The sequence below is a fragment of the Mycobacterium sp. SMC-15 genome (assembly GCF_045310925.1).
In the GTDB taxonomy this organism is placed as follows: domain Bacteria; phylum Actinomycetota; class Actinomycetes; order Mycobacteriales; family Mycobacteriaceae; genus Mycobacterium.
In genome coordinates, this window is record NZ_JBJIAJ010000010.1 from 165,755 (window position 1) to 187,296 (window position 21,542).

At 67.7% G+C, this 21,542-nt stretch carries 18 protein-coding genes; 9 read left to right on the top strand and 9 right to left on the bottom strand.

The window, feature by feature from the left end; translation table 11 throughout:
* Positions 1-2 precede the first annotated feature (2 nt).
* Positions 3-911: a TetR family transcriptional regulator gene (locus ACJH71_RS16075; protein WP_406758986.1), complete on the bottom strand. Its 909-nt coding sequence runs from the start codon at positions 909-911 to the stop codon at positions 3-5.
* 158 nt (positions 912-1,069) lie between these two features.
* On the opposite strand from ACJH71_RS16075, the gene ACJH71_RS16080 reads away from it, so the two are divergent.
* From ACJH71_RS16080 to ACJH71_RS16110, 7 genes are all read left to right on the top strand, one after another.
* Positions 1,070-2,281, top strand: a complete 1,212-nt coding sequence (locus tag ACJH71_RS16080; RefSeq protein WP_406758987.1) for an acyl-CoA dehydrogenase family protein — start codon at positions 1,070-1,072, stop codon at positions 2,279-2,281.
* Positions 2,278-3,303, top strand: a complete 1,026-nt coding sequence (locus ACJH71_RS16085) for a phosphotransferase family protein (protein WP_406758988.1) — start codon at positions 2,278-2,280, stop codon at positions 3,301-3,303. Before ACJH71_RS16080 ends, ACJH71_RS16085 begins: the two co-directional genes overlap by 4 nt.
* A 28-nt stretch (positions 3,304-3,331) precedes the next feature.
* Positions 3,332-4,093 (top strand): SDR family NAD(P)-dependent oxidoreductase, encoded by a 762-nt coding sequence (locus tag ACJH71_RS16090; protein WP_406758989.1) that lies wholly within the window; start codon positions 3,332-3,334, stop codon positions 4,091-4,093.
* A 40-nt stretch (positions 4,094-4,133) separates the two neighbouring features.
* On the top strand, positions 4,134-5,219 hold the full coding sequence (locus tag ACJH71_RS16095) for a PucR family transcriptional regulator (protein WP_406758990.1): 1,086 nt from the start codon (positions 4,134-4,136) through the stop codon (positions 5,217-5,219).
* 80 nt (positions 5,220-5,299) lie between these two features.
* Positions 5,300-5,866, top strand: coding sequence for a nuclear transport factor 2 family protein (locus tag ACJH71_RS16100; RefSeq protein WP_406758991.1), 567 nt, complete (start codon positions 5,300-5,302; stop codon positions 5,864-5,866).
* A complete protein-coding gene (locus tag ACJH71_RS16105) occupies positions 5,856-7,517 on the top strand; it encodes an AMP-binding protein (protein ID WP_406758992.1) in 1,662 nt (553 codons plus the stop codon). The genes ACJH71_RS16100 and ACJH71_RS16105 overlap by 11 nt, the downstream gene beginning before the upstream one ends.
* Positions 7,518-7,522: 5 nt before the next feature.
* The gene (locus ACJH71_RS16110) at positions 7,523-8,656 is read left to right on the top strand and encodes a Rieske 2Fe-2S domain-containing protein (protein ID WP_406758993.1); all 1,134 of its coding nucleotides are present in this window, start codon (positions 7,523-7,525) and stop codon (positions 8,654-8,656) included.
* Positions 8,657-8,664: 8 nt separating this feature from the next.
* On the opposite strand, the gene ACJH71_RS16115 is transcribed toward ACJH71_RS16110, so the two are convergent.
* Positions 8,665-9,900: a DNA polymerase domain-containing protein gene (locus ACJH71_RS16115; RefSeq protein ID WP_406758994.1), complete on the bottom strand. Its 1,236-nt coding sequence runs from the start codon at positions 9,898-9,900 to the stop codon at positions 8,665-8,667.
* Between the two features lie 67 nt (positions 9,901-9,967).
* Here ACJH71_RS16115 and fadD2 point away from each other — a divergent pair, with 67 nt between their 5' ends.
* On the top strand, positions 9,968-11,638 hold the full coding sequence (gene fadD2 / locus ACJH71_RS16120) for a long-chain-fatty-acid--CoA ligase FadD2 (RefSeq protein ID WP_406758995.1): 1,671 nt from the start codon (positions 9,968-9,970) through the stop codon (positions 11,636-11,638).
* 7 nt (positions 11,639-11,645) lie between these two features.
* Here the strand turns inward: fadD2 and ACJH71_RS16125 are convergent, their stop codons facing one another.
* The 4 genes from ACJH71_RS16125 to ACJH71_RS16140 all read right to left on the bottom strand — a co-directional run bounded on the left by ACJH71_RS16125 (position 11,646) and on the right by ACJH71_RS16140 (position 16,719).
* Positions 11,646-12,683, bottom strand: coding sequence for a TQO small subunit DoxD (locus ACJH71_RS16125; RefSeq protein WP_406758996.1), 1,038 nt, complete (start codon positions 12,681-12,683; stop codon positions 11,646-11,648).
* 192 nt (positions 12,684-12,875) lie between these two features.
* Positions 12,876-15,074, bottom strand: a complete 2,199-nt coding sequence (locus tag ACJH71_RS16130; protein ID WP_406758997.1) for an acyl-CoA dehydrogenase — start codon at positions 15,072-15,074, stop codon at positions 12,876-12,878.
* A 56-nt stretch (positions 15,075-15,130) separates the two neighbouring features.
* Positions 15,131-16,078 carry a 2-hydroxyacid dehydrogenase gene (locus ACJH71_RS16135; protein WP_406758998.1) on the bottom strand — a complete coding sequence of 316 codons (948 nt, stop codon included), beginning with the start codon at positions 16,076-16,078 and terminating at the stop codon, positions 15,131-15,133.
* Between the two features lie 2 nt (positions 16,079-16,080).
* The gene (locus ACJH71_RS16140) at positions 16,081-16,719 is read right to left on the bottom strand and encodes a TetR/AcrR family transcriptional regulator (RefSeq protein WP_406758999.1); all 639 of its coding nucleotides are present in this window, start codon (positions 16,717-16,719) and stop codon (positions 16,081-16,083) included.
* Positions 16,720-16,810: 91 nt separating this feature from the next.
* Between ACJH71_RS16140 and ACJH71_RS16145 the strand changes: the two genes are divergently transcribed.
* Entirely contained in the window at positions 16,811-17,386 is a 576-nt protein-coding gene (locus ACJH71_RS16145) for a VOC family protein (protein WP_308485266.1), read from the top strand.
* An 8-nt stretch (positions 17,387-17,394) separates the two neighbouring features.
* On the opposite strand, the gene ACJH71_RS16150 is transcribed toward ACJH71_RS16145, so the two are convergent.
* From ACJH71_RS16150 to selA, 3 genes are read right to left on the bottom strand one after another with little or no spacing between them, the layout of a single operon-like run.
* The gene (locus ACJH71_RS16150) at positions 17,395-18,375 is read right to left on the bottom strand and encodes an FUSC family protein (RefSeq protein WP_406759000.1); all 981 of its coding nucleotides are present in this window, start codon (positions 18,373-18,375) and stop codon (positions 17,395-17,397) included.
* Positions 18,376-18,401: 26 nt separating this feature from the next.
* Positions 18,402-20,198, bottom strand: coding sequence for a selenocysteine-specific translation elongation factor (gene selB / locus ACJH71_RS16155; protein ID WP_406759001.1), 1,797 nt, complete (start codon positions 20,196-20,198; stop codon positions 18,402-18,404).
* 13 nt (positions 20,199-20,211) lie between these two features.
* A complete protein-coding gene (gene selA, locus ACJH71_RS16160) occupies positions 20,212-21,519 on the bottom strand; it encodes an L-seryl-tRNA(Sec) selenium transferase (protein WP_406759002.1) in 1,308 nt (435 codons plus the stop codon).
* Positions 21,520-21,542 lie beyond the last annotated feature (23 nt).

Genomic DNA, 21,542 nt, shown 5'->3' on the forward strand with positions numbered 1-21,542 from the left:
GGTCACATTCTGCCGTCGGGGGACACCGGCGGGGAAGCCAGTCCGAGGCCGCGCGGTTTGGTGAGCAGCGAGACCGCGAAATCGGCGTAGGTGCGAGCCGTTTCCTCCGGAGTGGCGGGGCCGTCGGGGTTGAACCATTGTGGCAGCGAGGTGCACATCGTGGTGATGGCGCGTCCGGCGATCCGGCGGTCGAGAACATCGGCGATATCTACATCGCGCTCCCGCGCTGCGCGGTCGACGGCGGCGTCCAGGGTGTGCTGCAGTTGATTTCGTGAGTCGGCGATACGTTGTCGATTCGTCGCGGTAAGGCTGCGCATCTCGCTGGCTCCGATGAACGCCAGCTTCTGGCGGTGCGTGTGGAACAGGGCCAGCGCCTCGACGACCAGCCGCACCTCCTGCAGCCCTGTTGCGGCGTCGGCGCGGGCCGCGGTGACGCGCCAGTGCAGTTCTGACATGGTCAGATCGAGTATCGCGACCAGCAGCGCCTGCTTGTCGGGGTAGTGGTGGTAAATCCCGGGAACGCTCATGCCCGCGCGTGCGGAGACATCCCGCATGGAACTGCCGTGGTAACCGGTTTCGACGAACGCATCGATAGCCGCCGCCAAGACGCCGTCGAGGGCCAGCGGCGGAAACCTTCGCCAGTCGCGCTGCCCGGAATCGGCGGCGTCGGCGCGCGCGTGGTCCAAGTGCGTCGCCGCCACCGAGACGGTGCCCGCCAGGATCTGGGCCGGTGTGACGCCCAGCGCCCCGGCGCACTCCTGAAGCCTCGACACCGAGACCCCGGTCTTGCCGTTCTCGATGGCGCTGATCGTGGCGGGACTGACCCGCAGACACTGGGCAAGCTCGCGCACGGTCAGACCCCGGGCCCGACGGGCGGCGCGGATCGCCGTGCCGCACCCAGATGATCCCACCACGGCCACCTCCGGTTTGTTCAGTAATTCTGAACTATATCGCACGGATTGATGCCGGCTTACGGTCGATTTTGACGGGAAATGCCCTTCTGTGTCACAGTCCGTAGTGTTCGGGCCGAGCGAACGGTCGGTCATTGCGAGAGTGGTGATGGGGTGTCATGGCGATCGAGTTGAGCTACTCGCCGGAAGTGTCGGAGCTCGTCGAAAAGACGCGGGCGTTCATCGAGGACGTGGTCCTGCCGGTGGAGGATCGCTTCGGCGGGGACATCGCCGCCGCGGGCGGGGACGCCACGGTGCAGGAACTGCAGGCCGCGGCTCGAGAGGCGGGCGTGTTCGCGCCGCACGCGCCCGTCGAATACGGCGGTCTGGGCTTGAACATGTCCGACCGGGCGCCGGTGTTCGAGGCCGCCGGGTATTCACTGTTCGGCCCGGCGGCGGTGAACATCGCCGCCCCCGATGAGGGCAACGTGCATCTGCTGGCAGAGGTGGCCAGCCCCGAGCAGAAGGCGCGCTACCTCGCGCCGCTGGCGGCCGGTGACGTGCGGTCCGCGTTCGCGATGACCGAGCCGGGGCCGGGCGCTGGTTCGGACCCGGCCGCGCTGACGACCAAGGCGCAGCGCCGGTCGGGAGATTGGTACATCACCGGTCGCAAGTGGTACATCACCGGCGCCGACGGCGCGGGATTCTTCATCGTCATGGCCCGCACCTCCGGGGAGCCCGGCCAGCGCGGCGGCGCCACCATGTTCCTGGTCCCCGCCGACACCGCGGGTCTGACCGTCGGCCGACACATCCCGACACTGGACCGGTCCATGGTGGGCGGGCACTGTGAGGTGTTCTTCGATGACGTTCGGGTACCCGAGGAAGCGGTGCTCGGCGAGGTGGACCGCGGCTTCGAATACGCCCAGGTGCGTCTCGGGCCTGCGCGCATGACCCACGTCATGCGCTGGCTCGGCGCCGCCCGCCGTGGTCACGACACCGCGCTGTCGCATGTCGTGGAGCGTCAGGCATTCGGATCGGCGCTCGGCGATCTGGGCATGATCCAGAACATGGTGGCCGACAACGAAATCGACATCGCCGCCACCCGAGCGTTGCTGGTACGCGCATGCTGGGAACTCGACCAGGGCTCTGGTGCCGGCGACGCGACGTCGATCGCCAAGACGTTCGCCGCCGAGGCGATCTTCCGGATCGTCGACCGCAGCGTCCAGATGTGCGGCGCGCTCGGCGTCACCGAGGACCTGCCACCGGCGCGGCTTTCCCGCGAGGTGCGCCCGTTCCGGGTTTACGACGGCCCCTCCGAGGTGCACCGCTGGGCCATCGCCAAGCGGCGCGTCGGGGCGGCGCGGCGCGCTCGCAAGGACGCCGCACAGTGACGGTCGAAGCGCTGGATCCGGTTGCCCTGCGGCAATACCTCATCGCCAACAACGTTCCGGTTCGCGGTGAACTCACCGTCGAACTGATCGCGGGAGGCCGCTCCAACCTCACCTTCAAGGTCAGCGACGAATCGTCGGCGTGGGTCGTGCGCCGACCTCCACTCGGCGGCCTGACCCCGTCGGCTCACGATGTGGGCCGCGAATTCGTGGTCACCGACAAGCTCTACGGCACCGGTGTTCCGATCGCACGACCCGTGGCGCTCGACGCCGACGGCGCGGTCTGTGGTGCGCCCTTGACCGTCACGGAGTTCGTGACCGGCCGGGTCTACCGGCACAAGGACGATCTGGACACCCTCTCCGATGCGGAACTGGCGGCCAACGCCAAGGCGCTGGTGCAGGCTCTGGTGGATCTGCACGCGGTCGACTACCGTGCCGTCGGCCTCGAATCCTTCGGTAGGCCAGACGGATTCCTGGAACGCCAGGTGCGCCTGTGGGCTCGCCAATGGGAGCTGGTCAAGACGCCTGCCAACGATGAAGCGCTGTCCGACGATGTCTCGAAGCTGGCCGCGGCACTGGCCGACACCATCCCACAGACATCGCAACCCTCGGTAGTGCACGGCGACTTCCGCATCGACAACACCATCTGCGATCAGGAGCGGGCGGACGTCATCCGGGCAGTTGTGGACTGGGAGCTGTCCACCCTGGGCGATCCGCTCACCGACATCGCCCTGATGTGTGCCTACCGGTCACCGGCATTCGACCTGGTGTTCGGCCACCCGGCCGCGTGGACCAGTGCACGCCTGCCATCGGCCGACGCCCTCGCCGAGGAGTACGCACGGCTGTCCGGCCGGGACCTGGGCGACTGGAACTTCTACCTGGCGCTGGCGAACTTCAAGATCGGGGTGATCGCCGAAGGAATCACCCACCGAGCCCAGCACGGCGCGAAAGACGTGCAGAATGCCGGTGAAGCGGCACAGGCTGCGCCGGAGTTCATCGCTGCGGCGCGAAATGCGTTGAAATAACCGTAAAAAGTCGAGAAAGGTGAGTCGGGTGAGCGTACTGGACAAGTTCCGGATGGATGGCAAGGTCGCCGTAGTGACCGGGGCGTCCTCGGGCCTCGGCGTGCATTTCGCTCGGGCCTTCGCCGAGGCCGGCGCGGACGTGGTGCTAGCGGCGCGGCGGGTGGAGAAGCTCGCGGAGGCGGCCGAACTCGTCACCGCTGCCGGACGCGCAGCACTTCCGGTGGCGACCGATATCGCCGACCCGGAGGCGGCGACCAAAATGGTCGAGGCCGCCATCGAGCGATTCGGTCGGGTCGATGTGCTGATCAACAACGCCGGCATCGGAACGGCGCACCCGGCCACCCGGGAAACCCCCGAGCAGTTCCGCGAGGTCATCGACGTCAACCTCAATGGGGCCTACTGGGCGGCGCAGGCCTGCGGGCGGGTGATGGCGCCGGGTTCGTCGATCGTCAACATCTCCAGCGTTCTGGGGCTGACCACGGCTGGGTTGCCGCAGGCGGCCTATGCCGCCAGCAAGGCCGGACTGATCGGTCTGACGCGGGACTTGGCGCAGCAGTGGGGAAGCCGAAAAGGTATCCGGGTCAACGCGATTGCTCCCGGATTCTTCGCCTCGGAGATGACCGATCAGTACCGCCCGGGATACCTGGACAGTGTCGCTCACCGAATCGTGCTGGGCCGGATGGGCGACCCGGAAGATCTCGCAGCCTCGGTTCTGTGGCTTGCCTCGGATGCCGGTGGCTACGTCACCGGACAGACCATCGCGGTCGACGGCGGCTTCACGATCAACTGAAGCCGCCGATCCCGCGGCGGATCCGCGATAGCCTCGGCTGATGGATCCCGAGCCGATCCGGCTGTCCCAGCTGGATTCCGGTGCCGATGCGGTGCTGCGGCTCGTCGCGCATTTCGACGCACTCGTCGAGTCGAACGCCGATACCGAGGCAGTGATCGGGTCGGCCGAGTACGTCGCGCAATGCCCGGTGACCGTGCGATGGATATCGGAGACCGAGCCCGAGATCCGGCTGGAGCGGGCCGGCACCTCGGCGCATCCACTCGACGAGGTGCTGGCCGACCGGGTACGTCACGCGCTGCGCATAGCGGCGTCGCGGGCGGGAGCGACCGTCCGGCTGGGTGACCCCGCGCTGCTGGAACTGGTGTTGTCCGACAACGAGTTACCGGCGGAGCGGGCCCGGGCGATCCGGCTGTTGGGCCTCGATGAGTCCCGCGAGGTCCGCGTGCTGGCGGTCTCGGCGGGATCGCCTGCTGAGGCGCTGCGCGTCGTTGTGAGGGAACTGGGCGACCAACCGGTCCGCTCGGTCACGATCGGCGCCGACACGGCCCTGCTGTGTTACAGCTCCGAGGATGCCCGGACCCTCTCGGACCGGCTCGATGCGGCGATCATCGCGGCCTTTCCGCCACCGTTACCAGCACAGCTGGGACGCGGGCCGTGGGTGGGGATCGGAGCCAAGTCCACCGTGTTCGGTGCGGCGACATCGTGGCAGCAGGCGCAGCGGGGGCTGCGATTCGCTTCGTCCACGCACTATGGGCGCCGGGCGGTCGCCTACGAACGCCTGAGTGTCCTGGAGCTGCTCGCCGACCTTCCGCTGGAGCGGGTGCTGCGGCACCACGATGTGGCGCGGATCAACGCCATCGCGGCCAAACCGGCCGGTGCGCACGACGTCGATACCACCGAGGCGTTCTGCGTGCTCGGCTCGCTGCGCCGCACCGCCACCCAGTTGCACCTGCACCACAGCACGGTGGCGTCCCGTATTGCCCACGTCGAGTCGGCGATGGGCTGGGATCTGGCCGACCCGATCGATCGGTTCACGGCCACCCTGGTGCTCTTCGTGCGCCGGATTGCGCTGTCGGCGGCTGAGCTTTCCGTCACGGAACCGACAGACGTCGGGCAAAATCCGTAAACCAGCAGACGTATGGCGGATGACCGGCATCGGCGATTGCAGTGATGATGATCACCACCTGAATAGAAGGAGCGAGAATCGTGGCCGTGATCGACCCCAGCCGGACCTGGGCCCCCTTGGAGAAGCGGTTGGCCGAAACCACCAATGAGCGGCACCGGGCCGCGCTCCAAGTGGTGATCGAGCACATGAAGGGCGAGGCTTCGCCCGACCTCGACCAGGTGATGGGCACGCTGAGCGCCGAGCCGGACTACCACTTCTGGATGGGCGGTCAGGATGTCGGTCCCAAAACCACCGAGGGAGTGCACACCTACTACACGAACTTCATGGCGACCCGTACCAACGTGCTGGAGTTCGCCATCGACCGGCTGGTGGTCGACGACGACTGCGTGGTCACCGAAGGGGACATGAAGCAGCTCTACCCGGGCGCCTTGGCGACCGCCATTCTCGGGGTGGAAGTCGAAGATCCCGACGCCGACTACTTAGTGGTGTACCGACAGGTCCTGCTGTGGCCACTCGATGCCAGCGGCAAGATCGTCGGAGAGGACTCCTACTTCGCCGGCGTGCGCAGCGTGACTCCGGTGGCCCGCGAAGACCTCCCGCAGTCCTACATCGATCTCGTTCACGCACCCGCGGCGAATGCCCACTGATATCGCGGGGATGCTGCTCGACCGCCTCGGCGACCGGCATCTAGGGTTGCGTACCCGGCAACGAGATTGGACCTGGGACGAGGTGGTGCGCGAGTCCGCCGCGCGCGCCGCGTTGGCGACGGATCTGCGCCGGGACGGACCGTTTCACATCGGCGTGCTGCTGGACAACGTCGAAGACTTCGTGTTCTGGCTCGGTGCCGGCGCGCTGGCGGGCGGGGTCATCGTCGGCATCAATCCCACCCGCGGCGATGCCGAAATGGCCGCGGAGATCCGCCACGCGGATTGTCAGCTGATCGTCACCGACACCGCCGGAATGGACCGGCTGCGCGGCCTGGACCACGGATTGGAGGCGGAGCGCTTCCTGGTGATCGACGACCCCGGCTACGCCGCCCTGGTCGGTGAACATGGGGTGGAGCCGGCCGCCGCCGCGGGCGTGGGGCCGGGATCGCTACTGCTGCTGTTGTTCACCTCCGGAACCACCGGTGCCTCCAAGGCGGTCAAATGCAGTCAGGGCCGGCTGGTCCGGATCGCCGACATGGCCACCTCCAAGTTCGGCCACGTGCGCTCCGACGTCGACTACTGCTGCATGCCGCTGTTTCACGGCAACGCGATCATGGCGCTGTGGGCGCCCGCGCTGGCCAACGGAGCCACGATCTGTCTGACACCCAAGTTCTCGGCTTCGCAGTTCCTACCCGACGTGCGCTACTTCGGCGCGACCTTTTTCACCTACGTGGGCAAGGCGCTGGGTTACCTGCTGGCCACCGCCGAACAGCCCGACGATGCCGACAACGCCCTGGTCCGCGGCTTCGGAACCGAGGCGTCGCCGCAGGATCAGGCGGAGTTTCTCCGCCGGTTCGGCGCTGTGCTGCACGAGGGGTACGGCTCCAGCGAGGGCGGCAACGCCGCGATACCCGACCCGGCGGCACCGCCCGGCGCGCTGGGGCGTCCGGCGCACGCGGGCATCGCCATCGTCGACCCGCAGACCCGTGCCGAGTGCGCCACCGCGGTCCTCGACGAGCACGGCAGGGTGTCCAACGCCGACGAGGCGGTCGGTGAGATCGTCGACAGGACCGGGGCCCGCGACTTCGAGGGCTACTACAAAAACGACACCGCAGACTCCGAGAAGATCCGCGACGGCTGGTACTGGACCGGTGACCTCGGCTACCGCGACGCGGCCGGCTTCCTGTACTTCGCCGGCCGCCGCGGCGACTGGATCCGGGTCGACGGGGAGAACACCTCCGCGCTGACCATCGAACAGGTACTGCGCCGGCATCCGCTGATCATCAGCGCCGGCGTCTATGCGGTGCCCGACCCGCGCTCCGGTGACCAGGTGATGGGTGCCGTCGAGGTCGCCGATCCCGACAGCTTCGACGCGGCGGCATTCGCCGGGTATCTGGCCGCCCAACCCGACCTGGGCCGCAAGGGCTTCCCGCGGTTCCTGCGGATCTCGGCCGGTCTGCCGGTCACCGGCTCGAACAAGGTGCTCAAACGCGAACTGCAGGCGCAGCGCTGGCACACCGACGAACCGGTATACCACTGGGTCGGGCGGGGTACTCCCGAGTACACCCGCATGACCGACGACGACAAGGGTTCGTTGGACGCCGAATTCACGTCCTACGGTCGGCAAAGCTACCTGCGAGGCGAAGGGTAGAGACGATGAGTGATTGCGCGATCCGGGCGCTGGACCACGGCACCCCCAAGAACCGGTATGCCCGGGGATGGCATTGCCTGGGCCTGGCGGAGACCTTCCGCGATGGTAAGCCGCACGGCATCAACGCCTTTGGCATGAAGCTGGTGGTGTTCGCCGACTCCAGCGGCGACGTGCACGTGCTGGACGCCTATTGCCGGCACATGGGCGGCGACCTGTCCCGGGGCACGGTCAAGGGTGACGCCGTGGCGTGTCCGTTCCACGACTGGCGTTGGCAGGGCTCGACCGGTCGGTGCGCCATGGTGCCCTACGCCAAACGGGCGCCGCGGACGGCGCGCACCCGACGCTGGCCCACCTGCGAGGTCAACGGCCAACTGTTGATGTGGCACGACCCGGAGGGCTCGACACCACCTGCGGAACTGACCCCACCTCAGATCGAGGGAATGGACGCCGGCAAATGGTCGCCGTGGCAATGGGATTCGGTCTTGATCGAGGGCGCCAACTGCCGAGAGATCATCGACAACGTCGTCGACATGGCGCACTTCTTCTACATCCACCACTCATATCCGACCTACTTCAAGAACGTGATCGAAGGTTCTCACGCCAGCCAGTACATGGAGAGCAAGGTCCGGCCGGACTCTCCGGGCGCCGATAAGCTGTGGGAGGGCACCTACCTGCGCTCCGAGGCGACCTACTTCGGGCCGGCTTACATGATCAACTGGCTGCACAACGATCTCGCACCGGATTTCACCGCCGAGATCGCACTGATCAACTGCCACTACCCGGTCACGCAGGACTCCTTCATGCTGCAGTGGGGAGTCGCCGTCCAGCAGATGCCGAACCTGCCGGCGGAGAAGGCCACCAAACTCGCCGCGGCCATGAGCCGCTCGTTCGGAGCGGGATTCCTCGAGGACGTCGAGATCTGGAAGCACAAGGCGCCCGTCGAGAACCCGTTGCTCACCGAAGAGGATGGCCCGGTGTATCAGCTGCGCCGGTGGTACGAGCAGTTCTACGTCGACGCCGCGGCCGTCACCCCGGACATGACCGACCGGTTCGAGGTCGAGGTCGACACCGCCCATGCATTCGGCCACTGGGAGGCCGAAGTCGCCGCGAACCTGGCCGCCGGTATCACTGTGCCCTGACGCGCGGATCAGCCTTTCGCGCCCTTCTTGCCCCAAGGGCTGTAGTCGGCGATCAACTCTTCCTGGGGTGGGCGCTGTGCCTCTTCCACGTGCTGCAGGTTGATCCGGACTCGATACCAGATCGAACTCGGGCCCCGCATACCGTCGAGCAGAACATCTTCGGGCGCCAGCTGTTTCGCCGCTGCGGGGTGCCGACCCCGCCAGACGTCGAGGGCGGCCATCGCCTCGTCGCGAGTCTTGGTACGGGCGATCTCGATCAACGGCAGCGGTGACGTGCGACGACCGTCGACGCTCTTGCGTGCACCGCGTGGCGCCTTCTCCGCCGGACCCTGCGCTTCGGCCAGCTCCAACAGCGACTCCAAGGAGCCGACGGTGTCGTTCATGCCCGCCCACGGGTCGCCGATCTGCTCGAAGCGGTCCGGCACGGTATCCACGGTGAACGACGCAGGGTCGACGTCGGCGACCTCGTCCCAATGCAGCGGCGTCGATACCCGGGCGTCAAGGGTGGCCCGCACCGAGTACGCCGAGGCGACGGTCCGGTCCTTGGCGTTCTGATTGAAGTCCACGAAGACGCCGTGCCGCTCCTCTTTCCACCACCGGCTGGTGGCCAACTGCGGTGCGCGCCGTTCGATCTCGCGGGCCACCGCCTGTGCCGCCAGCCGCACCTGGCCGAACTTCCATTGCGGTGCGATCCGCGCGTAGATGTGCATGCCCCTTGAGCCGGACGTCTTCGGCCACGCCGTCAGCCCGTGGTCGGCCAGTACTTCACGGGCCAGCAGCGTCACCTCGACGATCTCCGACCAGCCGACTCCCGGCATCGGATCGAGGTCGACCCGCAGCTCGTCGGGATGGTCGAGGTCGCCGGCGAGCACCGGGTGCGGATTGAGGTCCACACAGCCCAGATTGATCACCCAGGCCAGGCCGGCCGCGTCGTCGACGACGACCTCCTGCGCCGACCGGCCCGAGGCGTAGTGCAGCTCCGCGACCGACACCCAATCGGGGCGGTTGGCCGGTGCCCGCTTCTGGAAGATGGCCTCGGCGTCGATGCCGTCGACGAAGCGTTTGAGGATCATCGGCCGCCCGGCCACCCCGCGCAGCGCACCGTCGGCCACCGACAGGTAGTAGCGAATCAGCTCGATCTTGGTGCGCGGGGTGGAGCCTGGTCCACCGGGGAACACCAACTTATCCGGGTGGGTGACCACCACCCGGTGTCCCGCAACCTCCAGCGACATCCCGCCGGCCATGACGTCATGTTAATGAGAGGCCGCAATCCGCCGCCCGACGGCGATCTGCGTCACATAAGGTTGTCCCATGGCTAAGCTCACTGACCTGCCCAGCCAGGCTGCAAACAAGCTCGGTCGCTATCTCGAACGCGGTGGCGCCGAGTTGCATTATCTGCGCAAGATCCTGCAGTCCGGCGCGCTGAAGCTGGAGTCCCCGCGGGTGATCGCCAGTGCACTCGCCGATGGAGCGCGCTGGGGCGAGCTGGGGATGATTCCCGCGCTCAATGCTCGTCGTAACCCGAACGGCGTCGCCGTGATCGACGACGACGGCAGCATCACGTTCAAGGAACTGGACGACGCCGTCAACGCGGTGGCCAACGGCCTGCTGGCGATGGGGGTGCGTGGCGGTGACGGGGTGGCGATCCTGGCCCGTAACCACCGCTGGTTCCTGATCGCCAACTACGGCTGCGCCCGGGTCGGTGCCCGGCTGATCCTGCTGAACAGTGAATTCTCCGGTCCGCAGATCAAAGACGTCTCCGAACGCGAAGGCGCCAAGCTGATCATCTACGACGACGAGTACACCGCCGCCGTGACGCAGGCCGAACCGACGCTGGGCAAGTTGCGGGCCCTGGGCGTCAACCCGGACACCGATGAACCGTCGGGCAGCACCGACGAGACACTGGCGCAGCTGATTGCGCGCAGCAGCAAGGCGCCGGCGCCCAAGATCACCAAGCACGCCTCGATCATCATCCTGACGTCCGGCACCACCGGTACCCCCAAGGGCGCCAACCGCAGCACCCCGCCCACGCTGGCGCCGATCGGCGGCATCCTGTCGCACGTCCCGTTCCGGGCCGGTGAAGTGACGTCCTTGCCGTCGCCGATGTTCCACGCGCTGGGCTATCTGCACGGCACGCTGGCCATGTTCTTCGGCTCGACGCTGGTGCTGCGGCGCCGCTTCAAGCCGGCCACGGTGCTGGAGGATCTGGAAAAGCACAAGGTGACCGGCATGGTCGTCGTCCCGGTCATGTTGTCGCGGATCCTCGACCAGCTGGAGAAGACCAGTCCCAAGCCGGACCTGTCGAACCTGCGGATCGTGTTCGTCTCGGGGTCGCAGCTCGGCGCCGAATTGGCGACGCGGGCCCTGAAGGACCTGGGGCCGGTCATCTACAACATGTACGGCTCGACCGAGGTCGCGTTTGCCACCATCGCCGGCCCCGCCGACCTGCAGTACAACGCCGCGACGGTCGGACCGGTGGTCAAGGGCGTCAAGGTCCGCATCCTCGACGACAACGGCAACGAACTGCCGCAGGGCCAGGTCGGGCGGATCTTCGTCGGCAACTTCTTCCCGTTCGAGGGCTACACCGGTGGCGGCGGCAAGCAGATCATCGATGGGCTGCTGTCGTCGGGCGACGTCGGCTACTTCGACGAGCGCGGGCTGCTCTATGTCAGCGGACGCGACGACGAGATGATCGTCTCCGGCGGTGAGAACGTCTTCCCGGCCGAAGTCGAGGACCTGATCAGCGGACACCCCGACGTGATCGAGGCGACCGCATTGGGCGTCGACGACAAGGAGTGGGGTGCACGGCTGCGGGCCTTCGTGGTGAAGAAAGAAGGCTCCACCGTCGACGAGGACACCATCAAGGTCTACGTCAAGGAGCACCTGGCCCGCTACAAGGTGCCACGCGAGGTGGTCTTCCTCGACGAACTGCCGCGTAACCCCACCGGCAAGATCCTCAAGCGCGAGCTCCGCGACCTGTAGGGCACGCTCAGGAGACGGTTTCGATCACCCGTTTCCAGGTGGCGCCGCTGATGTCGGTGAGCACCAGCGTGTAGGAATGTGCGGCGTTCCATCGGGTGGTCCCGGTGTCGATGGTCAGCTGCGCTTTGGCGCCCAACGGCACGATCAGGCTGTGCGCGCCGGGTTTGACCTTGGCCACGTAGCGGTTGGCGATCGCCGCCTCGGGCAGCCGGCTGAGCTGTGCGCCGTCCAGTTGTACGACGGTATCGCCGGTGTTGTCGTCGACCACGCTGACACCGATCAGGAAGGAGCCGTACACATCGGCACCTTCGGTGCGGAACAGCTGAAATTGCAGGCCGTCGCCGGAGATGTGGGCATTGGTGATCTCGACGTTCGGCGCGACTGATTTGTTGTGCAACGGGCCGTACACCCCGCCGTGGAAATGCTGGTTGGTGAACAACGCCAGCGCCAGGATGACCAGCGAGCCGGTGAGGACCGCTGGCGCCTTGATGGTGACCTCGCCGGAGGTCAGCCAGCTGAGCCGTCGCCGGGTGAGCCGCGGATACCTCGCGGAAAGGACACGGTCCACCGAATAGTGTCCGCCACCGCTCAGAAACAGCATGAACCCGCTGGCCACGCCCAGGATGCCGATCTGCCACTCGTCGAGGCAGGTGGTGCCCAGCCAACCGGCGCTGAGCAAGATGCCGAAGGCCAACCCCAGCACGGCCAGACTCGTGACCCTGGTGAACAGGCCGACGATCACGCAGATCCCGACGATGCCTTCCACGATGGTGAACACCGTCATCGCCACGGCGAGCAGAGCAGGGTGGGTCAGGAGATGCTCGATGATCGGGCCGATGCCCAGCGCGTTCGGGAGGAAGTGATTGAACTTCTCGCCGACGTAGCCAGGCAGGTCCGGATTCAATTTGTCGTCGAGGCCGACTCGTCTCCAGAAGGCCGAGAAGTACGTCCATCCGATGACGAGGCGGACGGGCAGTGCGAAAAGTGCGGCGGTAGCGAAAGGGCGTTCGGTGATCTTCGTTTCGTCAGCAGCGTCAGTGGTCACGTAGGCAGTCCTGAGGCAGTCGTTCCTGGCGATCTCGCCCGTCATGCTAGCAGCGCGGTCGGAGTCGCATCCGAAACCGGTTGCGCCGTCAAGCTGTTCGCGCCCGGCCGCCCGTCCCCGAGTGTGCGCTTTCGTTGGGCAAGGGACCTTTTCGCCTATGAAAGCGCACACTCGGCGCCTACCACGACCCCGTTAGGGATCGCGGGGGAGGCCCAGCAGACGCTCGGCGATGATGTTGAGCTGGACCTCCGAGGTGCCGCCGTAGATGGTGGTGGCGCGGCTCATCAGCAGGTACTCGGCCCACTTACCGGGCAGCTGCTCACGGTCGCCGATCGCGGCATCACCGGCGAACGTACCCACCGCGAACTCGGCATAGCCCTGCCCCGTGCGCATCGACAGCAGCTTGGACACCGCCGCCGCCGGCATCGGGTCCTTGCCCGCCAGGGTCAACAGGGTCGAGCGCAGGTTGAGCAGCTTGGCGGCATGCCCTTCGGCGATCAACTGGCCGGCCCGGCGCTGTTCGCCTCCATCGAACTGGCCGTCCCGCATGAACTCCACGAAGCCGTCCAGGCTGGCCAGGAACGGCATCTCGGATCCGCCGATCGATACCCGCTCGGCCGTCAGCGTGTTGCGGCTGACCTCCCAGCCCCGGCTCACCTCGCCGAGCACCAGCTCGTCCGGGATGAACACGTCGTCGATGAACACGGTGTTGAACATCGCTCCGCCGGTGAGTTCACGCAGCGGACTGACCGTCACCCCCTCGGCCTTCATGTCCAACAGGAAGTAGGTGATGCCGTCATGTTTGGGAGCGCTCGAGTCGGTCCTGGCCAGCAGTGCTCCCCACGAGGAGAACTGCGCGGCTGACGTCCAGATCTTCTGGCCGCTGATCCGCCAGCCGCCGTCGACCTTGGTTGCCTTGGTGGTCAGGCTGGCCAGGTCCGAACCGGCACCCGGCTCGGAAAACAGTTGGCACCAGATCATTTCGCCGCGGAACGTGGGCGGGAGGAAACGCTGCTTCTGCTCGTCGGTGCCAAACGCCACGATCGACGGGATCAGCCACGCGGCGATACCCATCGCCTGGCGACGCACCCGGCCGGTGGAGAATTCCTGCTCGATGATGATCTGCTCGATCGGCTCGGCGGCCCGCCCCCACGGCTTCGGCAGGTAGGGCAACACCCAGCCGCCCTCGGCGATCGCGACAGTGCGCTCGTCGTGCGCCATGGCCTTGAGTGCAGCGACCTCGGACCGGATCTCGGCCCGTAGCTTCTCGGTGTCGGGGTCCAGGTCGATGTCGATCTTGCGCATGCCACCGGCAGTGGCGGTGTCGACCACCTGTTGCGGGTAGGCGGAGCGGCTGCCGAAGGAAGCAGCCAGAATCAGTGCGCGCCGGTAGTACACACCCGCGTCGTGCTCCCAGGTGAAGCCGATTCCACCGTGCACCTGGATGCAGTCCTGGGTGCAGTGCTGCGCGGCGCTGGGCGCCAGCGTGGCCGCCACTGCCGTTGCGAACTGCACCGCAGAACCGGCAGCGTCCCAACCGTTTTCATCAGCCTCGTCGATAGCCCGGGCGGCATCCCACACCGCGGCGGTGGCCCGCTCGGTGTCGGCGATCATCTCCGCGCACTTGTGCTTGATCGCCTGGAACTGGCCGATCGGTCGGCCGAACTGCTCGCGGATCTTGGCGTAGTCCGCCGCAGTGTCGGTGGCCCAGCGGGCCACACCGACCGCCTCCGCGGACAGCAGCGTCGTGATCAGCGCGTGCGCGCGCGTCGACGAGAGGTCACGCAGGATCGCGGTGTCGTCGACCTCGACGCCGTCGGCGCGCACGTGGGCGATGGGGCGCAGCGGGTCCACGCTCGTCACCGGCTCGATCTCGAGCTGCTCGGCGCGCAGCACCACCCACACCTCGGCGCCGTCGACCACCACGGGCAGCACCAGCAACGACGCCTGCGCGGCAGCCGCCACGGCGCGGGCCTCGCCACCGATCACCAGCCCCGACCCTGCAGAGGTGCCGGTCAGTCCGGGATTGATTGTGTAGCTGGCGATCACCTCTCCGCCGGCCAGGCCGCTCAGCTCGGCGGCAGCCGGATTGTTCGCGGCGATCAGGGCGCTGGCGATTGCGGACGGCACGAATGGCCCGGGCACCGCGCCGTAGCCGAACTCGGCGAGCACCACCGCCAATTCCAGGATTCCGAAACCCTGGCCGCCGGCATCCTCGGCCAGATGCACACCCGCCAAGCCCTGCTCGGCGGCCGCCCGCCAATACGGCGGCGGATTCTGGATCGGGGTGTCCATCGCGGCGTGCAGCATCTCGGCCGGCACTGCGCGGGTCACGAACGACCGCACGGAATCGGCCAGGTCCTGATGTTCAGAGGTGATCGCTATCGGCATTGATGCGCCTTTCGGTGTGTACGTATAGTGAATCTAACAACCAGTCGGTTGGTTGACTACGGTTGGTTGACGACGTGGGCCAGCGGTTGCCCATCGCGCAACCGGCGGCAGTTGTCCACAGCGGCCGCCAGATAGCGCCGCATGGTGTCGGCGGTGTACCAGCTGACGTGCGGAGTGAGCACCACGTTCTCCAGGCTGAGCAGGGGGTTGTCCGCGGTCACCGGCTCGACGGCGAACACGTCGAGGCCGGCACCGGCCAGGCGCCCACCGCGCAGCGCGTCGGCCAGCGCGGCCTCGTCGACGATCGGACCGCGCGCGGTGTTGACCAGCACCGCCCCGGGTTTCATCCGCGCCAGGGCGGCCCGGTCGATCAAGCCCTCGGTGGCCTCGGTCAATGGAACGTGCAGCGAGACGATGTCCGAGGCGGCCAGCAGTTCTGGCAGGGGCCGCCAGCCGGGCGTGCCGTCGTCGCGGGTACTGGTGTGCAGCACCTGCGCGCCCATGGCGGCCACGATTCCGGCCACCCGCTGCGCGATGCTGCCGAAGCCGACCAGGCCGACGGTGCAGCCGCCGATGTCGCGGCAGTGCTCGCCCAGATCGGGATCGGTCGGCCACCCGCGGACCTCCCGGGTGGCGCGATCCAGCGGCAGCAGCCGGCGCAGCACCGCGAGCATCAGCAGCACGGTGCCCTCGGCGACGGACGCGGCATTGGCGCCGGGCATATTGGCCACCGCGATGCCGCGTTGGGTTGCGACGTCGACGTCGATGGTGTTGATGCCGACACCGAACTTGTGCACCAGCCGCAGTGCAGGCCCGCTTCGCAGGTCGTCGCCCGAGAGCGGTCGCAGCACGTGCCAGAGCACCTCGGCGTCGGCCAGTTCACGGCGGAACGTGGCGTCGTCGTCGGCGGCGCACCACCGGATGTCCAGCCAATCGGATTCGGGTGCAACGAATTCCTCGACCTTCGGGCCGGGAATGAAATGCGCCAGGACTCTCAACGCCATGCTCAGGAATTCTCCTCGGTGTAGATCGCCCGATAGAACACGTTGGCCAGCGTGCGAATACACGCGTCATCGTCGGGGCCGTCATCGCGGGGCGTGGCGAGCTGGACATAACAGAACTGGTTGAGCATCGACACGATCGCCACCGCGAGCAATTCCGGGTCGTCATTGGGGCAGTAGCCCTCGGCTTGGGCGCGCTTGACCGTTTCAGTGATGTGGCCGACGGGAACGGCGCAGATCTCCGCCCAGTACCGGGCGAAGTCGTCGTTGACCATCGCCAGCTGGGAGACCCCGATCATCTCGGCCAGCCGGTTGCGGTAGGTGTGCCAATGCGCGGCGGTGGCCTGCTCGATCCGTTCGCGGTTGGTCAGCCCGTGCCGCACCATGCTGGATGCGCGCTCACCGGCCTCATCGCGGAACCGCAGCGCCCATTCGGCGACCATCGCCTCTTTGGAGTCGTAGTAGTTGTAGAACGACGCCGCGCTTCGGCCGGCTTCGGCCGCGATGTCGGCGATGGTGGCGGCCAGAACTCCCTTGCGGGCGATCACCGCGCGCGCCGCCGAGTCGATCGCGGCTTGGGTGCGTCGGCCCCGGTGGGTGGGCAACGGGTCGCGGTGGCCGGACTGCTCGGGGCTGGTCGACACCGGAACACACTCCCTGTCTTGGTGGGGCTGGATCAAACCTGAATCTGATGTTAGATTCAGTTTCAGATCTTGACCAGAGGAGTGTCCGCACATGATCAAGCCGCACGGTGTCAACACCGAATTCGAAATCAGCGGGATCAACCACGTAGCGATGGTGTGCTCCGACATGGAACGCACCGTCGACTTCTACAGCAACACCTTGGGCATGCCCCTGATCAAGTCGCTCGACCTGCCCGCGGGTATCGGTCAGCACTTCTTCTTCGATGCCGGTAACGGGGACTGTGTGGCCTTCTTCTGGTTCCGCGACGCGCCGGACCGGGTGCCCGGGATCTCCTCGCCGGCTGCCATACCCGGAATCGGCGAGATCACCAGTGCGGTAAGCACGCTCAATCACCTGGCCTTCCATGTGCCGGCGGACAAGTTCGACGCCTACCGCCAGCGGCTGAAGGAAAAGGGTGTGCGGGTGGGCCCGGTCCTCAACCACGACGAGTCCGAGTGGCAGGCGAGCCCGACGTTGCACCCGGGTGTGTATGTCCGCTCGTTCTACTTCCAGGACCCCGACGGCATCACGCTGGAATTCGCTTGCTGGACCAAGGAATTCACCGGTGACGAGGAGCACGTCGCGCCCAAGACCGCAGCCGATCGGCGGGTCCCGGCCAGCACTTAGAAGCTGCGTCAATGCGGCGCGAGCCGGACGACCCGGTCCAGTTCGTCGATGCAGGTGTCGATGGAGGCAATTAACGCGGCGTTGCCGGAGTGTGCCACCAGCGTGTGACTGCGGGCCGATGTCGCGTGCGCCGCTGCGGCAACAGGCTCGTCACGGGTGAGGGCGGAGGCTGCCGCGGCGAGCTCGCCGACGGCTTCCCGGACCGGTTCGACGAGCGGTTCGGCGGTCCCGGTGATGGTGCGCGCCAGTTGCACCACGGAAGTGGCCAGCAGGGACAGTTGTGCGGCCTGGCGATCGGCGGCTCGCGTCGCGTCGCGCAGCGACCAGCGAAACGGGCATACCCGCGCCAACTGTTCGGCGGTACCGCGAGCTTCGGTCAGGCGAGCCAGACGGTGGTGCAGCTCGGCCGCGGCTGACAGCATCCAGTCGGAATCGCCGGTGTGGCTGTGTGTCTGGGTGAGGATGTCGTGCACCGCCGTCAACACTTCGATCCGGGCATCCCCCAGGACCACTACCGGGTTCCGGGGGAAAATCAGGATGCTGAAGGTTGCCGCGATCCCGCCGCCGACCAGCGCGTCGAACAGCCGCTCCGTTCCGATACCGCTGTGCGGCAGGGACAACACCAGGATGGCTGAGATGACCGTCTGGTTGACGAACATCGGACGGTGCTGCAGGAAACCTCGGCCGATGAGCAACGCCGCAGACAGCGAGACCAAGACGACTACCGACATCGCGATCGGCCCGGTGCCCAGCACCATGTTCACCAAGCTGCCTAATCCGATGCCCAGTCCCACCCCCACCACCATCTCGGCCGCAAGCTCTGCGCGGACCACGTTGGTCGCCCACATGCACACCGCGGCGGCGATCGGCGCGAAGAACGGGGCAGGGTGGCCGAGCACGTCGCGGGCCAGGTACCAAGCCACGCCCGCGGCGAGCGCGGTCTGCAGGATCGCCCATGCGGTGGCTCGCAGTCGCGACGTACCGATCATGTTGCCAGCAAACAGCATGTGTCGTGTCAGCGCACCACTTCCCGGTAGACCGCATCGATTCGGCGAGTCCAGCCGCGGGCATCGAGATACTCCAGCAAGGGGATCGCCACCCGCCGGGTGGTGTTCAACGCCTGCTTGGCCTGAGTGGCCGTGAAAGGCTGCGTCAGCGAAGCCAATTCACGCATCGCCAGCGCGGGCGCGGTTGGGAGCAGGACGAGATTCTCGCCGAGCCGCAACAACCGCCCGACCCGTTCAGCCGCCGCCAGCTCCCGGATACCCAGGTGCAGCGCGGCCAGATCGTCGGCCTCCGGGGCGTGAAACGGCGCCGCGGTCAGCCGGGATTCCAACTCGGCGATCGCGTACTCGGCAGGGCCGAGATCGGCACGGTCGTCCGGCACGCGAATCAGTCCGTCACGTTGTTCCAGACCCGCGGCACCTACCAGCTCATCGAGCAACGCCGCTTCGGGCAACGCAAGCAGATCCGCCGCCGCACCCCGGGACAGACCGGCGGACAGCGGATCGCGCTCTCGCAGTTCGCGCGCCGCAGTCTGCAGCCGGTCTCGCCAAGCCTTGTAGGTCGCAGGGTGCACCCACCAGCCGCCCATCACCGTCACCTCCGGCGGTGCCGGGGAGACCTCGTGTCCGAGCAACCGCAGCTGGCGCTGCGACACCGCGCCGCGGCGGGCCACCTCGGTAAGTACCCGGCGCGCCTGGTCGGCCGGATCGGAGCCGGCGAGCTCCTCGGCACGTCGGGCCGCGTCACCGCGTCGCCGCAGGGCCGGTGGATCGGCGTCGAGCACCACCACCCCGCCCAGCACGCGGCGGGCACCCGGGTCGCGCAGTACCAGACGATCGGAAAACATCAGCGGCAGAGGGTGTTCCAAAGTGATTCGGGCGTGGTCGGTGCCCAGAACCCGAAGCCGGGCGGACACCGCAGCCGTGCCGACGTGCACCACGATTCGCTCGGGTGCCTCGGTCAGGGGACAACCGGTGCTGCGCCGGACGTCGACCACTGTCGTGGTCAGCCACTCGTCGGGGCTGACCAGGGTGTCCCCGCGGCGCACCTCGCCGGCCGTCACCCCACGCAGATTGACTGCCACTCGCACCGTGGGGTGCAGTTCCGAATGCGCCTCGCCGCAGCTTTGCAGTCCTCGGACGGCCACCGCACGCAAGTGGCCGCGATCCAGCAACTGCAGGTGATCGCCGCTCGCAAGTGTGCCCGCGGTCAGGGTGCCGGTCACCACCGTCCCGGCCCCGGTGATGGTGAACGACCGGTCGACCCACAGCCGGAGGCGCCCCATGCGCAACGGTGGCGGAAGCTCGGCCAACAGGTCGTCGAGCACAGCACGCAGCGTGTCCAGGCCGGTGCCGTCCAGCGCCGAGACGGCGACGATCGGGGCGTCGTGCAGACCCGTCTGGGCCAGTTCGGCGCGGACCTGTTCGGACACCTCGGCGACACGTTGATCGCCGGCCCGGTCGACACGGGTGAGCACCACCAGTCCCCGGGTAATGCCCAGTGCCGCAATGGCGTCGCGGTGATCGTCGGACTGGGCCCGCCATCCCTCGTCGGCGGCGACCACGAAGCACACCACCGAGGCCGGTCCCAGGCCGGCGAGCGTGTTGGGCAGAAACCGTTCGTGGCCAGGGACATCGACAAAGGCCACTCGCCGTCCCGACGGCAGCGCGGTCCAGGCGAAACCCAGGTCGATGGTGAGTCCGCGCCGTCGCTCCTGCGCCCAACGGTCGGGTTCCATCCCGGTGAGCGCCCGCACCAGGGTGGATTTGCCGTGGTCGACGTGGCCGGCGGTGGCAATAACAAACATGGCCGAACGCCCCTCACCCCATCCGGTCGAGCGCGGCCCGCACCGCCGCCAGCAGCCGTCCGTCGTCGGCTTCGGGCACACAGCGCAGATCGATCAGGCAGGCGCCGTCGTGCACTCGGGGCAGCACCGCGGGATCGCCGGTGCGCAGCGGAGTGGCCGCCGCCTCGGGCAGTCGGACCGCCCAGCCCGGCAACGGGACTCCCGGCGCACCGCCGCCACCGACGCGGCCGTCGTGGGCGATGACGGTGCCGCCGACCGCGCTGGCCAACCGCTCGGCGCGCGATCGCAACTGGTCGGGATCGGCGTGCAGCGCCCGAGTCACCGGTGCGGGGGCGCCGGAGACGGTCGCCTCCAGCGCGGCGAGGGTGAGTTTGTCGGCGCGGACCGCGCGGGCCAACGGGTGTCGGGCAAGCCGGGAGATGACCCCGGCGCGGCCCAACACGATTCCGGCCTGCGGCCCGCCGAGCAGCTTGTCACCGCTGGCGGTCACGACGTCGGCGCCGTCGGCAAGCGTGGTGGCCGCATCCGGCTCGTCGGGCAGCAGCGGATCGGGGGCCAACAGTCCGCTGCCTAGATCGGCCACCAAGGCAACGTCGTGTTCGGTTGCCAGTGGCCGCAATTGCGCCAATCCCACCGACGCAGTGAAACCGTGGACGGCGAAATTGCTGGGGTGCACCTTGAGGATGCACCCGGTCTGCGGGCCGATCGCCTCGGCGTAATCGCGCAGGTGGGTGCGGTTGGTGGTGCCGACCTCGTGCAGCCTCGCCCCGGTGGAGGCGATCAGGTCCGGTAGGCGGAATCCGGCCCCGATCTCGATCAGTTCGCCCCGGCTGACCACGACCTCGCGGCCGGCGGCCAACGCGGTGGTGGCCAGCACCAGGGCCGCGGCACCGTTGTTGACCACCAGCGCGTCCTCGGCGCCCGGGCAGGCAGCCAGCAGCGCGGCGCGCGCTGCGACCCCACGTTTGGAGCGCGCGCCGGTGGTCAGGTCCAACTCGACGTCCACGTAGCCGCCGGCTGCCACCAACGCGTCGACCGCGGCGGCTGACAGCGGCGCTCGACCCAGATTGGTGTGCACCAGTACGCCGGTGGCGTTGAGGACCGGCCGTAGCGCCGTCCCCGTCCGCACTGAAATGCCCTCCAGTACGGCGCTTTCAACCTGTTCCGGTGCCAGATCGCCGCGTCGCGCTCGATCCTGGGCGTCGCGCACCAGGCCGCGGACCACGTGCTCACCGAGCCGTGCTCGGGCCGCACGAACCGGAGGCAGCATCAACAGTGCGTCGGTGCGTGGAATGGTGCGGCGCGGATCGGCGTCGGTCACGGCTCCTCCTGGCGATACGCGGC